The organism is Rhodococcus sp. NPDC059968 (assembly GCF_042738615.1).
GTDB lineage: Bacteria > Actinomycetota > Actinomycetes > Mycobacteriales > Mycobacteriaceae > Rhodococcus_F.
On the sequence record NZ_JBHWUE010000045.1, the window covers coordinates 47,557 to 63,925 of the forward strand.

Genomic DNA, 16,369 nt, shown 5'->3' on the forward strand with positions numbered 1-16,369 from the left:
ACTTCACGGGCCGCCTCAGATGCATTGTGAACGACAACAGGAACCTCCGCCGACCCCGGTTGGATCGGCAGGTCTTCGAAAGGAGTAGTTGTGGGAGTATTGGACGGAAAAGTTGCACTCGTGACCGGCGCGATAGGCGATATGGGTCGCGCTGCATGCCGGCGGTTCGCCGCAGAAGGGGCCGCTGTTATCGCAACTGACGTGACCGATGTCGGCGCCTCGGAGTTCGTGGAGGAGTTGACCGCTGCCGGACACGACGTCGAATTCTACAAAGCGGACATTACCGACAGCTCCGCGGTGAACGCTATGGCCGAGCACGTGCGCTCGACTCGAGGGCATGTCGACACCATTTACAACAACGCAGGAGTGATGGCGGTCAGTCCACTTGCCGACATCACGGACGAGCAGTGGCACAGGACACTTGATGTCAATCTGACGGGAGTTTTTCTCGTCACTCGCGCCTTCGTCCCCCTGATGCGGGGTCGCCGAGGAGCCTCCATCACCAACGTATCCTCGATGGGTGGATTCCGGGTGTACCCAACTCAAATTCCGTACGGGGCATCGAAGGCCGGCTGCCTACAACTGACCCAATCGTGCGCAGCCGAGCTCGCGCCAGATATCCGGGTCAATGCAATCGCACCCGGCTGCATCGACACACAGATGGCGCGCGGATACGCCGACGCTTCGCCAGATCCGGCGGCCGTCATCGCCGCACTCGAAGCGGGCATTCCTCTCGGACGGATGGGCACTCCCGACGAGATCGTCAACGTCGGTGTCTGGTTGGCGAGCGACCAAGCCAGCTACGTGACGGGTGCAATTCTCGTCGTTGATGGCGGCAGCACACTCGAGGGCAAGTAAAGACCGGTGGTTTGGTGACGGGTCAGATCGCCTACGACCCCGCATGGGCGAACATGAATGGCTCGACAGATGAATCGAAAGACTCTGGGGTGCAAAGCAGAGTTCCGTGGGATGGTCGAGGCGTTACCGTCTGAGGTTCGAGAAGCAACAAGCATCAGGCCACGCAACCGTTCGTGCGGGGATTCCCGGATTCCTGCTTGTCTGCCAACTGGCAGTCAGACTCTCGACGGTTACGGACGACGACGCCAACGAACCGCTGGCTGCGTGGGATCTGGGCCCGAATTTGAGCACCGCCGCAGGCCACGTCAGCGTCCCGAGTTTGCCCGTGTCCTGGACCGCGTAGCGCGGTTGACGTGACGCGCGACACGTGATCCAATCGGACAATCATACGCCAGATTCACCTTTAAAAGACCGCACTGACGGCATATCCGTCCGGTGCCCAAATGCCCTGATCCGATTGACGGCGTTTGCACCAGCACCCGTATGAACGAAGCGAAGCGAGACAATGAAATCCACCTCACAGGGCGACAAATCCCAGCTATACCAGGGTCGTAAGGTCGTAGCGGCAACCTTGCTCGGAAACACAATCGAGTACTACGAGTTCTTCATCTACGGCCTTTCGGCGTCTCTGGTGTTCAACCAGCTGTTCTTCCCCACATTCGACCCGCTGGTAGGGACCCTGTTGTCCCTGTCGACCTTTGCAATTGCGTTTGTCGCCCGGCCAGTCGGAGGTTGGATCTTCGGCCACTTCGGCGATCGCCTAGGGCGCCGCCCGATTCTGATGATCACCCTGTCCGGGATGGGAGTCGCCACGTTCGCGATCGGATTGCTGCCCACCTACGACAAGATCGGCATTGCTGCGCCCATCTGCCTCGTTCTGCTGCGCCTACTGCAGGGCCTGTCGCTCGGCGGCGAGGCAAGTGGCGGGTTCATCATGACGCTCGAACACGCGCCGCGGTCGCATCGGACGCTTTTCGCGGGAATCGTGGGATCGGGCAACATTTGGGGCCTGATCTTAGGCAACGGGGTGTTCCTTGCGATCAGTCAATTGCCAGAGGGTCAACTCCTGTCCTGGGGGTGGCGAGTGCCCTTCCTGCTCAGTCTCGCACTTCTGGTCATCGCCTTCTATATTCGGTTCAAACTCGAAGAGAGTCCCGTCTTCACTGCTGCGAAGACTGCGGGTGACACAACGAGTCGGCCCTCGGCCGAGTTGATCCGCCGGCACGCCCGCACACTCATCCTGACTGCGCTGTCGACGCTGCCCGTGGGAATTACGTTCTACGTTGTAACAACATTCTCGGCTGCCTACGGAAAAACGATTGATGTCAGCTCCACGAAAGTATTCACCACCACGATGATCGTCGCGGCACTGCTCACGGTCGTCATTCCGTTCTTCGGTTGGCTCGGCGACCGGATCGATCGGAAGCTCATCTTCTGCGCTGGGATCGCCGTCATGATCGTTTCGCCGTTCATCTGGTTCCCGCTCTTCAACACTGGCAACCTCGGTCTCATAGTCCTCGGATTCCTCGTCCCACTCGTCGGGTTCTCGGCGACCTATGGCGTACAGGGCGCCTTCTATCCGTTGCTCTACCCGACGGCGGTCAGATACTCCGGTCTCGCCATCAGCACGAACGTGGGTGCGGTGATTGGAGCGTCGATCGCGCCGATGATTGCTACCTACCTGTTGGACAGTTTCCAGAGCTGGATAGCCATCGCCTGCTACATGGCTGCCGCCGGGATCGTCGCCCTGTTGGCCACCCTCCTCCTGCAGGAGTGTGCGATCGACGATCATTCTGTCGAACAGTCGGCCCGAGAAGACTCCAAAGAGCCGCAGAAACTCCCCCAGTGATGCACGGGCACTGTCGATGGAGCGGCCGCAGTCCCTCTAACCCGAAGAGTCGGTGCTGTTCTCTCGATCCATCGGGCGACCGCAGGCGGCGCATTCGTCATGTCATGGACGAGATCTTCGCCGAACTACGCATTTCAATCTCCCCCACAATCGCTCCATTCGAATAGGAATAGGAATTGAGTAGCTCCATGGCAGATCGAAAACTTCTGCACTTCCATTTCAATATGGAAGTGACACCGACCATCCCGACTGGCAGCGTGCGAAAAATCGGCGCTGTCTTGGTCATTGACCCGGAATTCTCGGGTCCTCGCACCGTGTGCTTCGGATTTCCAGGCGGTGGATAGAACAAGTTTTACTACCTGCTCGACCACCCTGACCTGCCCCGACCTAGCGAGGCCGAGTACCACGCACGCCGCGGTACCGTCTTCATCAGCTGCGATCCCTTCGGCGATGGCGATGGAACACGCCTAGCTCAAGAAGAACGAGACCTGGAAACAACAGCCCGTGCGGTCGATTCGGCTGTCGTCTGGACCTTGGAGCGACTGCGCGCCGGAGCTCTCGGTGGCTCCTGGGGAGGTATTGAGGTGGACAAGGCCGTCGGCATTGGGCATTCACTCGGGGCAATGCAACTTATCGTGCAACAAGCCCTGTACTCGACGTTCGATGCGATAGCGGTCCTGGGATTCAGCGCAGTCCACTCGATGATCCCGACGCCTAACGGATACATCGAGCCCGGGGTTCAGGAATCAGACCGAGCCAAGACGAATCTCGAAGACGCTTGGACTGGACCGATCGTCGAGAACAATTCGCACTTGCGATTTGCATATCACTGCGACGACGTCCCACAACGTCTCGTCGACGAAGACATGAATGTCGGGTTTCCCGCGAGGCGTGCGCGTGACCTGCCTCCTTGGATAACGCAGACGTTCCCACCGTTCGTAACGAAGTGCCTGACCGACGGAATCGTCGGGAAAGAGGCTGCACTGGTGGACGTTCCAGTCTTCGTTGGCGCGGGACAGATTGACATCGTCCCCGATCTGCGGGACGAGTCCAACGCCTACAAAGCCAGCCCTCAGGTGACACTCTACGAGCTCGGGGGTAGCGCGCATATGCACAACTTCTCGCCGAAACGCCAAGCACTCTGGTCCGAATTGCAGGAATGGTTCGACTTCCTACGCTGATTCGGTCGCTCCGTATTCCTGGACCGTAGAGGTGCCGTCATCACAGTCATGATTGCTTGGCCGGCTGCTTTTCAAGGGTGCGGACGGGGGCGTTCAGCCGATCCAGGCAGCTATGGCCAATTTCTAGCAACTAACTGCAAAAGGATGCGTTGGTCCAAGTACTTCAGCATGTCGATAGTTACAACCAATATGGCGGTTTCAGGAGGATCCCATGCCTATCGATTCATCGCTCCCACCGATTGTGCTTGTCCACGGAGGCCAGCACGGCGGGTGGTGCTGGCGCTTTGTCGCTGACAGCCTCATTGAAGACCAAACCCCTGGGAGCCAACCACTCCGCCAGCTGCGCCTTGACCTGCTCGGCCTGTGCATGTGAGTGGCAGGGCCAGCAGATCATCGGCGTAACGGATGACCACCGGGCAGCCCGACATTGTCTTCCCGGCATGAGTACCGGTGACGTGGTATCGGACTCCGGCGGCGGACTCCATACCGTGCAGAGCGACATCTAGTAGCAACGGGCTGATCACCCCACCCTGAGGAGGGTACAGCGAGGCGAACCCGTCCGTGCTGAAGTTGTGGATCACGTCCCGGACCCGGTCGGCCCTGGTGAAGGTGACCTCGGCGATCTTGCCCACCGGCATGCTCTGCGCGGACAGCGAGATCATCTGCGCTCGCCACCGACCCGCTCCCGCGACGCACGATCCGCAACAGCCGCCGTACTTCGTCGCATCAATGTCTCAGACCCGCACATGTTCTGCCACCACCACAACGTGACCCACAGGCCTCCCGCAGTCCCGGCAAACTGCCGGCGTGTCGGGGCGCAACAGGGCAACTTTCACGGGCGCGGCACGAGCTGCCAAAGTCGGTAGCTGCGCTGATGTCATCGTCTAACGTCAGGGTTGTTTGTGCGGTATCGAGCTAGACGGGCACGTGCGGTCGTTACCATCGCTTCGTCGACCATGTGACCTTGGTACGAAGCAGTTCCGGAGCCGGCCGCTGCTGCCGTATCCATCGCCTGCAGCAGTCCTTCGGCCCAGTTCAGTTCCGCATCGCTCGGTGTGAACACGTCGTTGATGATCGGGATGTGGCTGGGGTGAATTGCTAGCATGCCCTCGTAACCTAGGCCACGGCTCTGTTCGGCGAATCGGCGTAGGCCGACGAGGTCGTTGACGTCAGTCCATAGCCCGGTCATGGGGTTGTGGACGCCGGCAGCTCGGACGTCGACGAGCACAGCGCTGCGTACGAACAGCGTTTCAGTACCTTCCGCGGTCCAGCGGTAGCCGAGGGATCGTTCGACATCGCCGCCCTTGACCCCGAGTCCACCGGCGTATGCCACCCGTGGCGAGGTGGCGATCTCGTGGGCCTGCCGGATACCGAGTGCGGTCTCGAATACCGGAACGATGCGTACACTCCCTCTGGCCATGCAGGCATCGGACTCTAGCCAGTCGAGTAATCGCTCGACTAGCGCTATCTCGGCGGGCGTTTCGACCTTTGGGACGAGGATGCCGGTCAGCTTCGGCCCGACGATCGCCTGTAGATCGTCGAGGGCGCGCCTGTCAGCGAGGGCATTGATGCGGACGAAGGCAGGTTCGGTTTCTCTGTGTTGAAGATACTGGGCAACCGCTTCGCGGGCGGCGGGCTTCTCCGCTTCCGGCACCGCATCTTCGAGGTCGAAGACGATCGCGTCTGCTCCGGCAGCGAGCGCTTTCGGAGCCCACGCGGTGCGGTTGCCGGGGACGAACAACATCGAGCGGATGGGTATTTTTGGGTGGGTTATGGTCATTAATTCTGCAACCTTTCTGGACCGATTGAGTTTTGCGAGTGCGGTGGCAGTTGGCGTGCGCGTGAACGCGGCCCGTGCCGCTCCGACTACCAGGAGATCACTCGCTGAGCGAGTCGTGTGCCTCACTTTCGCAGGACCCGATTTCCTCGTGCTGTGGGCTTTTACTGTAGTTCGGAGCGCACGGTGATGCCGAAGGCTTGGTCCGTGAATGTGGCCCCAAACCTGACGGGGACCGGGCGCGAAGGCTCTGGATCGTCCGGTGATTCGACCGAGCTGGCGCTCATCTTCCAGTCAGCGCGTTCCACGGGAAGGGCTGTCCACGGTGTGTCGATCCACGGAACGCGTGCAGCGAATCGGTATTTCGCAGATTCGTGATTGGCGTGCGAGCGCGAGCAGTTGGAAGTTGCGACGGCCCGGCTGTTTCCCCACGAGCTCAGGCAGTCGGCGAAGCAGTTCTACAGGGACATCCCGGATCCGGATCCCGGATCCGGATCCGTGGGGCGGCCGACGGCTGGTCCATTCACTGAGTTGGCCACTAATTCGCCGGCAGGCTGATTGCGGAGGGAGGGGTGACTGTTGCGGGGATAGACAAGAGTCAGATCGCGCACGAGGAGACACTCGCAGTTGGTGTCTGTGACTGCTTGCCAGAGTCTGTCGATGAACTGACGCTTGGAGATTCCCAACGTCTCGAAGGTTAGCTCGGAGGGCACTCCTCCATAGGGTATCCAGATTCGTGCAAGCTCGATGATCTCCTGAGTTGGTGTGCTAGTCGCAGATCATGCACTCTCTGATTCGAGTGCGACGACATGAGTTCCGGCTCGGCCGGGATCGGACTTGTCGAAGAATTGGGCCGAGCGTTCGCTGATCGCAGGATTGCCACCGCATAGTGCGTAACCGAGAAGGGCTTCAAGTTTGAGTTGGTCGTCGAGCGGACGCCCGATCACCTCAAAGATCGTCTCCTTCGCCGATTCCATGGCCTTCTGGTCGTTACGGAGAATCCGGACTACGAGGTCGTCGGTGGCCGACTCGAGGTCGTCATGAGGGACCACACGTGAGACGAGATTGGCGTGCAGGGCGCGCTGCGCGTCGATCGGCTCTCCGGTTAGTTCCATCTCGAGTGCGATTCCTACACCGACGGTGTTGACCAGGCGCACGATTCCGCCGTCGGCGGGGTGCATACCCCGGCGCAGCTCAAACGAGCCGAACTGTGCTTTCTCTGAGGCGATTCGGATGTCACAGGCGAGGGCGAGCTCGAGGCCGCCGCCGAGGACCCAGCCGTTGAGTGCAGCGACGATCGGCTTGTAGATGCGGTGCTGGCCGCGGGTAATGCCACCGGCGAAGCCGTCGGGCAGCTTGTTGCGGGCCAGCATCGGACCGCCGTCGCTCCACGTCGGCACGTGTGTCTTGAGATCGGCTCCCGCGCAGAAGGCATCACCGGTTCCGGTGAGGACGGCAACCCGGAGGTCGGGGTCGGCGGCGAAGTCGGCCCAGATGTCGCGGAGCAGTTCGTGGGTTTCGAGGTCGATGGCATTCTTGACCTCAGGGCGGTTCAGACGTATATGGGCGACGGGACCGCGCTTGTCGTAAATGACCTTGGACATGATTTCTCCTTTTGGGAATTAGGACGAGACGGTGGTGAGGATCTCGGGGGCGGTGGAGCGATGGAAGCCATCGAAGGGCTCGTTGTGGACGGCCGGCTGCAGTTGCCACCAGCCGCGGCGGGCGTTGGGCGCTCCGCCGTCGATGCGCAGGCAGGAGCCGGTGACGAATCGGGCTGCTGGGGATAGGAGATAGACGATCGCGGCGGAGACTTCTGCCTCGGTGCCGAAACGCTGCAATGGGATACCGGGGGTGACCTCGCGTTGTATGAACTCGCGGTCCTTCTCGTCGTAGGTGTCAAGGCCGCTCGAGGCGATGGATCCGGGGGCGATGGTGTTGACCCGCACTCCGGCGGCAGCCCACTCGGTGGCCGCGCTCTCGCTGAGGGTCAACATGCCACCGCGTGCGGCGGCGGAATGGGAGAAGTGGGGCCAACCATGCCAGATGTCGGCGATCATGTTGACGATCGAGCCGCCGTGCTGGGCCATGGAGCGGTTGAACACTTCCCGCATGACGATGAAGCCGCCGGTCAGGTTGTTGCGCACAACTGCTTCGAAGCCCTTGGTGGAGATGTCCTTGAGTTGTGAGCGGTACTGTCCGCCGGCATTGTTGACCAGGCCATCGATGCGGCCGCGGTCCGCGATGATTGTGTCGATTACCGCGGCGATGCCGTCCTCGTCGCGGATGTCGGTGACATGAGTCGACACCGATCCTCCGTCGTCGGTGATTTCGGCTCGCACGTGGTCGAGCTTGTCATGATTGCGGCCGATAATGGCCACGTGTGCGCCGAGCGAAGCGAGCTCGTGCGCCGTGCAGCGGCCGATGCCGCTGCCGCCTCCCGTGACGACGATCGTGTGGTCGTCGAAGAGACCGGTAGCGTAGACGGACTGGTAAGGCATGGTGACGGTCCTTGTCACTCGGCGGTGCTGTACCTGTTGCGGAGTGTGAACTTCTGAATCTTTCCGGTCGCGGTGCGAGGAAATTCCTCAACGTATTCGATGCGTTCGGGAATCTTCCAGATCGCGACCTTGTGTTCTTCAGCGAGGTGCTGACGGAGGTCGTCGAGGGTCAGACGGGTCTCGCCGCGTGGGACAATCACAGCGCAGGCGCGTTCTCCGACTGCGGCCTCCGGCAATCCGATCACGGCCACATCGGCAATCCCCGGATGCAGCAGCAGGGCCTCTTCGACTTCGCGGGCGCTGATATTGAACCCCGCACGGATGATGATGTCCTTGATCCGACCCGTCACACGCAGGTAACCGTGCTCGTCGAGCCTGCCGAGATCACCGGTACGCCACCAGCCCTCTGAGTCCTGAGACTCGGCACTAAGTTCTGGGCGACCCCAGTACTCGAGCATGCGACCGGGCCCGCGGTAGCGGATCTCACCGTCGATACCGACACTGACCTCCTGCTCATCGAAGTCGACGATTCGAAGTTCGACACCGGGTACCGGCGCACCGTCCGACGAGGAGACCTGTTCGACCGAGTCGTCAGGCCGGCACACCGTGGCCATCATGATTTCGCTGGACCCGTAGGCGCTGACAACACGGCAAGCGGACAGCCGGTCGTGGGCCTCCTGCACCAGTGCCGCGGGAATGGCCGCACCGGCGGTGAGCCAAAACCGCAATCGCGACACATCGTGAAGCGATGGATCATAAGCGTCGAGCAGCATGCGGATGAACGGTGCCGGACTGGCGGTGCCGGTGCACCCGTAGGTGTCTATGCGCTCGAGGGCCCCGGCGGGGGTGAAGACATCGAGAAGGTGGGCCTGCGCACCCGCGACGGTGGGGGCCATGAGGCCGAGGGTGAGACCGAGCGTGTGCGCGACCGGTGACGGCACGAACACGACGTCCGACCGGTTCATGTCCAAGACCGGGACCGCCTGCTTGGGTAGGAAGGCTGCCGTATTCCAGGTATGCAGACACCCTTTGGGCCGCGATTCGGTGCCCGAACTGTAGAGGATGAGGTGGGGATCGTCGGCGGCCGGTGCCGGTGGGAGGACCGTCGCATCGTGCTGCTCGGTGAGTAGTTCGGCAAGATCGACTTGGTCGTCGTTCTGGCTCGCGCGAACCGTTATGTGGAAGGACACGCATGACGTTGTGGCTGCGATCTGGGCACCCATCGCCGCGTGGTCGAACCCGCGGAACTCACCTGCGGTGATGAGACCGACGGCTTGGGAGTTCTCGACAATGAACTGCACCTCGTGCTCACGGTAGACCGAGACTACCGGCACCATGACCGCTCCGATCCGGGTGATCGCGGCGTAGACCAGGAAGAACTCATTCCAGTTGGGTAGCTGGACGACGAGTCGATCACCCTGTCGAACCCCGAGACCGAGCAGTGATCCAGCGAGAGTCCAAGCGCTGCTGCGAAACTCGCCGTAGCTGTATGCGCCGGTGCCGTCGGAGATATACGGGTGATCGGGGTCGACATCGGCCCAGTGGTCGATCAGGGTGACGAAGGTCGAACGGTCCCAGTACCCGGCGTCATAGTAGGTGCGCACCTGGTCGTCGAATTGGGGATCTGCGCTCACAGTCATGGCATGCCCTTCTAGCTCAAACGCACCGTACTCCCGGCCGCGTGTTAAAAGTTATACACCATTAACTATCGGACCAAAAGGGGCCACGTTTGAGCCTTGCCGTCGTAGCGGCGACCGTGCCGTATCCAGCGGGAAGTGGCGTCGGTGCACGTGGGGATGGAGACAATCTCACGATCCTCATGACATGCTCCGAGGCAAGAAGTTACTTATGAATAACAAATAATCTGCGGTGGAAGGGAGGCGGGCCCAGGGGCGGCGCCGTCAGGGCGTCTCGGACAGTCCTATGACGGCATACGCTGCCCGCCGAAGCATCACCTTGAGTCGATCATCGGGCATCCCGACGTTGTGAATGAGGGCCGACTGGATCGCGCCGATCGTCGCGTGGACTTGAACGCGGGCAGCGGATTCGTCGAGCGAGGGGTTGAGTTCGCGCACTACGTGCACCCACTCGTCTACATACCGCCGTTGCTTTCGCCGGAGGCGGACCTGGTCGTCAGGTGAGAGTTGCTCGACCTCCCGGTAGTACACACGGGCGAACTCGCGCTCGTCCACGACGAAGTCGACCTGACGATCGATAAGCGCCCGCAGTGCTGTCGGGATGTCTTCGCGGCTGACGATGACATTCTCCTCTTGAAGTAGACCGTCAAGGGAGCGGTCGAAGAGTGCCAACAGGAGGGTGCCCTTGTTGTCGAAGTGTCGATACACTGCAGCACCGCTGATTCCGACCCGGGCGCCGATCTCGGCCATCGACACCGCGTGAAATCCGCGTTGCGCAACCAACTCGGCCGCCGCCGCCAGAATCTTCTCCTTGCGATCGGGGTCGCGGCGACGGGCCGCCGGCGCGGGATCGGTCATTGGCTCAGCTCTCCGGACGGCATCGTTCGTCGGTTAGGGATGATCGAAGCATAGAGTGCGGGAGCGCCCCGACGCCGCTGGCACACGGAGTGGATTGAGCCGGTTCACCAACCGGTGCGGGCCTGGCTTCAGTCGCGCGCAGGCGCGGGAGGCTCGACCACCGCGCCGCCGACACTTCGGTCCGGGTGAATGCGGGGGTTGGGGTGGGCGGCACCGGTGCGGGGTACACGGCCGCAATGTCGTCTTCCGCCGCGCGCGTCCTTCTCCGGGTCCTGGGTGTCCTGATAGTGCCGCGATCATCGTCTCACCGAAGCTGCTGGCGAAGCCCTCAGGCTCACTCGTGCCGACGGCACGGTCGCACCCGAGGTCGCGACGGTGATCCGGGCGGTGGGGGTGCGCGATGCGGCGATCGGCCTTGTCCTCGCCGCGGCACCGGCCGGGGCGGCGCTGCGCGCCGCGGTCGCGGTCAGGGTAGTCTCCGATTTCGGTGATACCGCGGTCTTCGGAACCGCGCTGCCCGATGCCGCGACCAAGGCCAAGGTCGCCGGTTTCGCCGCGGCGTGGGGCGTTGTGCGCCTACAGCGGACGCCATTCCGGATAGTGGTGTCGGCACGCTACGCGGCAGGCGCAGTGCGGGATGGGGTGGTACACAGCCAAGCGCAGCCCCCGCCAACGATGGATATCAGCCGGCAGGGGCGCTACACGGTCAACCTGCAGCGCAGTAGTGACCACCTTCGTGAGCCACGGCGTGGAAATCCAGGGAATGTGATCCATGCCATCGCACTATTTTCGAACTCGACGTCGCCGTGTGATGGGTTGCGCACCCTCCGCTACGGGGTTTTCCGCCCGGATATTACCGTTGTGCATCGGTCGTCGGTGCGAAATCGTTTCGCGTGCAGGGTGTTCCGACGTCGTGAGCCGAACTTCTGTGGTCGAGTTGGCTCGGCGCCGCGGTTGTCTGGGCCGCCCGAAACCGTAGGAGTCAGGGCGTTGTGGGAATGATGAACTCGGCTCTTCCGTCCAGGCCGGGTAGCAGGCAGTTCGGGCTGGTGACCAGCTGCCGTGGCACGGGAATTCCCTGGTGCTCGATATCGCGGCGGATACTGTCATTCGGCTCGGCGTCGACAGGAAGGCGCACCTCCATCGTCCGGAAGATTTGGTGCGGCCACCGAATTCTCTGGCCGATCAGGTCGCGTTCGCGCAAGGTTCGCGTGCTGAATGGTCAGGTGGACGGACCTTCCGTCGTAGTTGCTCCGCACGTACTTCCCGGGCCGCACCGGCGGATCGTTCACATAAACAAGAGCGGCTGCCGCTCTTCGCGGTCGGTGCGCATCACCGTCGGTGTCGGAGGTTGGGCCCGCTGGTGCGGTTCAGGTGGGGGAGAGGATGGCGCTGTGGTCGGCGATGATGCGGGCGACCAGATCGCGGCCGGGGCCGTGGTCGAGTGGCAGGGGCGTGGTGGGGTCGACGGTCAGGTCGGGGTGGGGTGTGATCGCGGGGTCGGTGGTGAGGATCCAGGCGAGGGTGTCTTCGTTGTGCCGGGGCCGGTAGGCAAGGCCGTCGATGTCGGGGTCGGCGGCCCGGATGGCGTGCGCCCACCGCCGGGTGGTGACGTAGTGCCGGGCTTCGCATTTGGTGAGCCAGAGGTCTTGTCCGACCGCCGCCAGGTGCGGGCCGTGGAGTGCGGCGACGGTGAGTGTGCGGGTGACGGTGAGGGCGGTCAGGGTGCGGCCGGTCACGGCGGAGGCGGGAACGATCCTCGCGATGGTGGGGTCCAAGGGGAGGTCCCGGCAGATGGTCTCGGCGATCGCCCCGTCGGGGCTGTCGGCGATATAGAGGTAGGCGTAGCTGCGGCCCGAGGGAGTCGAAGCGGCCGCCGGCGAGTTCGTCGGGCTGCGCGGTCGGGTTCGGGGCGTGCGGGGCGCGGTGGCTGCTGTGCACCCGCCACACCACCGTTCCGGCGGTGAGCACGGTCCGGTGCGCCGGCCGGAGTAAACCTGCGGCCGGTGGTTCGAGGTTCGGCATCAGTCGGGCAGCACCGCGGCGGCGAGCCGCTCGAGCTTCCGACCGGCCGCGGGGTCCGGGTCGGCGGCGAGGTCGGCCGGGGTCTGCCCCTCGGGCAGGCGGGTGGAGGGGGTCAGCCACCACGACGCCACCCCCCAGGGGTCGGCGGCCGCACCGAGGGTCGTGTTGATCGCGGCGACGGTGTCGCGGACCGAGGCGGTGGCCTCGTCGAACTGGAATGCCGGGTACCGGTAGCTGTTGCCGACGGGCAGGGCCACGACCTTGCCGGTGGTGCGCAGGCGGGAGGCGACGGTGCGATCTGATGCGGGCCGGCGCAGGACGGCGGCGACCTGGCCGGCGGTGAGCATCGGGTGGTCGAGGATGTGCCGGCGGGCGGCCTGCTCGATCTCGGCCTGTGCGATGGCGTCGTCGACGAGGTCGGCGCCGATCCGGGCGGCCTGGGTGCGGTCGGTCAGGGTCGGTGCCATCGCCAGCAGCGCGGTCACCTGGTTGCGGACCAGGTGCATCTCGGGGCGGGCGGCGAGCTCGGAGGCGACGACGTCGATCAGTTCGGGGGTCGACAGATCCGACAAACGCCGTTCGTCCGGCGACGGAGTGCCCTGCGGGCGGTCGCCGGCACGGGTGTAGCGGCCGGTGGCGGTGTCGCGGCGCAGCCGGTGGCCGGCGAGCTTGTGGTGTCGCCTGGGAGAGATCGATCGGTGGGTCGACATGAGCACTCCTTGCTACGTTTGCACCGAAATCGTACATCGTTGCTTTCGTTGCGGCGAGTAGAGGGGGTCCGCTACGAGACTCCTCGGCCCCTGTCCGACCTTGTCTCTCGCGGCGGAAGGGGCGGCGTTTCCGTCGCGTCCGATGTGCGCCACGTCTCATCCGCGGGCTGTTACACCGGGCGCGCGGCTGGTGTCTCAATGCCGAGTCCGCAGCACGAGGGAGACATGATGAAACACGAGGGAGACATGATGAACGAGAACGTCGAGGTGGTCGTGGTCGGCGGCGGGTACGGGGGCGTGACGGCGGCCAATCGCCTGGCTCGGCGCGATGGCGTGTCGGTGACCCTGGTCAATCCGCGTCCCAACTTCGTCTCGCGGATCCGCCTGCACCAGCTCGTGACCGGCTCCGATGACGCGGTCGAGGGCTTCGGTGAGGTTCTGGGCGGGAACGTCCGGCTGGTGGTGGACGCCGCGACCCGGATCGACTCTGCTGAGCGGCGGGTGTCGCTGGCGGGCGGTGCCGCGGTCTCCTACGACTACCTCGTGTACGCGGTGGGCAGCGGCGCCTCCGATCCCGGCGTTCCCGGAGCGGTGGAGTTCGCTCACTGGGTGTCGGACCTCGAGGGGGCGGAACGACTGCGGTCGACGCTGGCCGCGACGCCCGCGTCGGCTCCGGTGACCGTGGTCGGGGCCGGCCCGACCGGCCTGGAGACCGCCGCCGAGCTGGCGGAAGCGGGCCGCAAGGTCACCCTGGTCTGCGGTGACGTGCTCGGCCCCTTCCTGCATGCGCGAGTCCGCCGCCCGGTTGCCCGCCGGCTCGCCAGGCTGGGCGTGACCGTCCTCGAAGGTCCCCGTGCGCGGGTGACGGAGGTTACACGCGCCGGCGTACGGCTCGACGACGGCCGCGAGCTGCCCAGCGCGGTGACGATCTGGACCGCGGGATTCCGTGTCCCGGACCTGGCCGCCCGCAGCGGGCTGAGCACCAACGCCGAAGGCCGTCTGGTCACCGACGCGACGCTGACCAGTGTGGACGAGGTGCGGATCGTCGCTGCTGGGGATGCGGGAGTGATGACGGGCCGGCCGTTCCGGATGAGCTGCCAGGCCGCCGTCCAGCTGGGCCCGGCGGCCGCCGACACGATCCTGTGCCGGATCGCGGGGAAGAAAGCCGCTCCGGTCCGGATGTTCTTCGCCGGGCAGTGCCTCAGCCTCGGCCGAGACGAGGGCGTCACCCAGTTCTCCTACCCGAACGACAAGGTGAACGCGCTCAGCATCAGCGGGGGGCTCGGTGCCGGCGTCAAGGAGATCGCCTGCCGGTTCACTCTCAACAAGTTGGTGTCCGGGGCACGCAAGGCCAAGTCCCGCGCATCCCACGGTGAACGCCTTACATCGTCGCAGCCGAACAACCGCACGACCCCGTCCGGCACCCGACGCTCGCCTAGCCATGAGCCTTCGTGGGCCGGACCCGACCGGTCCGGCCCACGGGGGACCGAGCCGGAGTGGCAAGCACACAACGACGCCTCGTATGCCGTGGCCGGGCGCCGGGGCGCCGGGGCGCCCGGTCCCACCAGCTTGCCCCACGCGGCCTGACCAGTGGGGAGGCTGCTGCCGACAACCCGGTTGTCAGACTGGGTACATGTTCCACGGCCTGCGTCCGGCCCATGGGCCGACCACGAGAGAGTGAAGCGCACGACATGAACGACCACGTCACCGACCCCGCGACGGAGGCCTTCGTCGCCCACCGCGACCTGCTGTTCACCGTCGCCTACGAGATGCTCGGATCGGCGGCGGACGCCGAGGACGTCCTCCAGGAGGCCTGGCTGCGGTGGGTCAAGGTCGACCTGGCGCAGGTGCGGGACCAGCGCGCCTACCTGGTACGGATCACGACCCGGCAAGCACTCAACCGGCTGCGCACCCTCCAGCGACGCAGGGAGGCCTACCTCGGCCCCTGGCTGCCCGAGCCTCTGCTCACCGCGCCGGACGTGGCCGAGGACGTCGAACTGTCCGAGAACCTGTCGCTGGCACTGATGTTCATCCTCGAAACCCTCTCCCCGACCGAACGCGCTGTCTTCGTGCTGCGCGAGGTCTTCGACATCGGCTACGACGACATCGCGGACGCGATCGACAAGAGCCCCGCCGCCGCACGCCAGATCGCCTACCGCGCCCGCCAACAGGTCGACGCCCGTCGGCCGCGCACACCGGTTTCCCCGGAAGAAGCCCGGGCGGCGTTGAATTCGTTCCAGTCCGCCCTCGTGACCGGGGACCTGCAGGGGCTGCTCAACGTACTCGCCCCGGACGTTGTCTTCGTCAGCGACGGCGGCGGCCTCAAGCTGGCGGCCCCGCGGCCGGTCGTCGGTGCCGACAAGGTGCTCCGTTACATGATCGGCAGTCTCGCAAAGGCCGGCGGCTCCTTCACCGGTGAGCCCACGACGGTCAACGGCAACCCCGGACTGATCCTGCGCGTGGACGGCGTGATCGACGGCGTGCTGGCCTGCTGGGTGGAGAACGCCCACGTCACGGGCCTCTATTACGTCCGCAACCCCGAAAAGCTCACCCGTGTCGAGTCCGAAACTCCCCTCGCCTCCCGCTGACCGTCCCCCCCGACACGGCCGACCGGGGTGCGCGGTAGCGCACGGCTTCGCCGACCTGAAGAACTGGCGCGTACTCACCAAGCTCCGGTGAGGGGAGGCGCCCGACGCCGCGCGGCACACCCCGTCGAGCAGATCGCCTTGTTCGCCCGGATCGCGATCGACGCGCGGTGCTGCGCCGTCGCGTCGACCACGAAACGACGGTTGCGGCGACGCCGCCCGTCCTCGGCCGGGAAATATTTCCTGATTGCGGACAACGTCGTTTCCCGGCGGAGTGGTCGCCCGCTCGCACGAGTCGGTCACGGTCTGGGCGGGGTGGGAGGCCGCATCTCTTCGACAGCCCATTTTTCATATCGAATGATACGGTATCGAATGATATTGATGGGGG

At 64.2% G+C, this 16,369-nt stretch carries 14 protein-coding genes and 1 pseudogene; 6 read left to right on the forward strand and 9 right to left on the reverse strand.

What is annotated here, in order from left to right; genetic code table 11:
* The first annotated feature begins 90 nt into the window (after positions 1-90).
* The 3 genes from ACFWAY_RS30215 to ACFWAY_RS30225 all read left to right on the forward strand — a co-directional run bounded on the left by ACFWAY_RS30215 (position 91) and on the right by ACFWAY_RS30225 (position 3,888).
* The gene (locus ACFWAY_RS30215) at positions 91-858 is read left to right on the forward strand and encodes an SDR family NAD(P)-dependent oxidoreductase (RefSeq protein WP_378513148.1); all 768 of its coding nucleotides are present in this window, start codon (positions 91-93) and stop codon (positions 856-858) included.
* 505 nt (positions 859-1,363) lie between these two features.
* Entirely contained in the window at positions 1,364-2,707 is a 1,344-nt protein-coding gene (locus ACFWAY_RS30220; protein ID WP_378513149.1) for an MFS transporter, read from the forward strand.
* 584 nt (positions 2,708-3,291) lie between these two features.
* The gene (locus ACFWAY_RS30225; protein WP_378513150.1) at positions 3,292-3,888 is read left to right on the forward strand and encodes a hypothetical protein; all 597 of its coding nucleotides are present in this window, start codon (positions 3,292-3,294) and stop codon (positions 3,886-3,888) included.
* 299 nt (positions 3,889-4,187) lie between these two features.
* On the opposite strand, the gene ACFWAY_RS30230 is transcribed toward ACFWAY_RS30225, so the two are convergent.
* From ACFWAY_RS30230 to ACFWAY_RS30255, 6 genes are all read right to left on the reverse strand, one after another.
* Entirely contained in the window at positions 4,188-4,550 is a 363-nt protein-coding gene (locus ACFWAY_RS30230; RefSeq protein ID WP_378513151.1) for a hypothetical protein, read from the reverse strand.
* Positions 4,551-4,765: 215 nt separating this feature from the next.
* Positions 4,766-5,668: an HpcH/HpaI aldolase/citrate lyase family protein gene (locus tag ACFWAY_RS30235; RefSeq protein WP_378513152.1), complete on the reverse strand. Its 903-nt coding sequence runs from the start codon at positions 5,666-5,668 to the stop codon at positions 4,766-4,768.
* 776 nt (positions 5,669-6,444) lie between these two features.
* Complete coding sequence (locus ACFWAY_RS30240) at positions 6,445-7,269, reverse strand: enoyl-CoA hydratase/isomerase family protein (protein WP_378513153.1); 825 nt, start codon at positions 7,267-7,269, stop codon at positions 6,445-6,447.
* 18 nt (positions 7,270-7,287) lie between these two features.
* Positions 7,288-8,166 carry an SDR family oxidoreductase gene (locus tag ACFWAY_RS30245; protein ID WP_378513154.1) on the reverse strand — a complete coding sequence of 293 codons (879 nt, stop codon included), beginning with the start codon at positions 8,164-8,166 and terminating at the stop codon, positions 7,288-7,290.
* Positions 8,167-8,180: 14 nt separating this feature from the next.
* The gene (locus ACFWAY_RS30250) at positions 8,181-9,806 is read right to left on the reverse strand and encodes an AMP-binding protein (RefSeq protein ID WP_378513155.1); all 1,626 of its coding nucleotides are present in this window, start codon (positions 9,804-9,806) and stop codon (positions 8,181-8,183) included.
* A gap of 261 nt (positions 9,807-10,067) precedes the next feature.
* Positions 10,068-10,661 carry a TetR/AcrR family transcriptional regulator gene (locus ACFWAY_RS30255; RefSeq protein ID WP_378513156.1) on the reverse strand — a complete coding sequence of 198 codons (594 nt, stop codon included), beginning with the start codon at positions 10,659-10,661 and terminating at the stop codon, positions 10,068-10,070.
* A 375-nt stretch (positions 10,662-11,036) separates the two neighbouring features.
* Here ACFWAY_RS30255 and ACFWAY_RS30260 point away from each other — a divergent pair, with 375 nt between their 5' ends.
* On the forward strand, positions 11,037-11,663 hold the full coding sequence (locus tag ACFWAY_RS30260) for a hypothetical protein (RefSeq protein WP_378513157.1): 627 nt from the start codon (positions 11,037-11,039) through the stop codon (positions 11,661-11,663).
* Here the strand turns inward: ACFWAY_RS30260 and ACFWAY_RS30265 are convergent.
* The 3 genes and pseudogenes from ACFWAY_RS30265 to ACFWAY_RS30275 all read right to left on the reverse strand — a co-directional run bounded on the left by ACFWAY_RS30265 (position 11,644) and on the right by ACFWAY_RS30275 (position 13,396).
* A complete protein-coding gene (locus tag ACFWAY_RS30265) occupies positions 11,644-11,865 on the reverse strand; it encodes a hypothetical protein (RefSeq protein ID WP_378513158.1) in 222 nt (73 codons plus the stop codon). The two genes, ACFWAY_RS30260 and ACFWAY_RS30265, sit on opposite strands and share 20 nt — an antisense overlap.
* A gap of 166 nt (positions 11,866-12,031) precedes the next feature.
* Positions 12,032-12,508, reverse strand: a pseudogene (locus ACFWAY_RS30270) (RES family NAD+ phosphorylase); the annotation flags it as partial.
* Between the two features lie 177 nt (positions 12,509-12,685).
* Positions 12,686-13,396, reverse strand: coding sequence for a hypothetical protein (locus ACFWAY_RS30275; RefSeq protein WP_378513159.1), 711 nt, complete (start codon positions 13,394-13,396; stop codon positions 12,686-12,688).
* 228 nt (positions 13,397-13,624) lie between these two features.
* Here ACFWAY_RS30275 and ACFWAY_RS30280 point away from each other — a divergent pair, with 228 nt between their 5' ends.
* A complete protein-coding gene (locus ACFWAY_RS30280) occupies positions 13,625-14,983 on the forward strand; it encodes an NAD(P)/FAD-dependent oxidoreductase (protein WP_378513160.1) in 1,359 nt (452 codons plus the stop codon).
* A 104-nt stretch (positions 14,984-15,087) separates the two neighbouring features.
* Positions 15,088-15,984: an RNA polymerase sigma-70 factor gene (locus ACFWAY_RS30285; protein WP_378513161.1), complete on the forward strand. Its 897-nt coding sequence runs from the start codon at positions 15,088-15,090 to the stop codon at positions 15,982-15,984.
* The last annotated feature ends 385 nt before the right edge of the window (positions 15,985-16,369 follow it).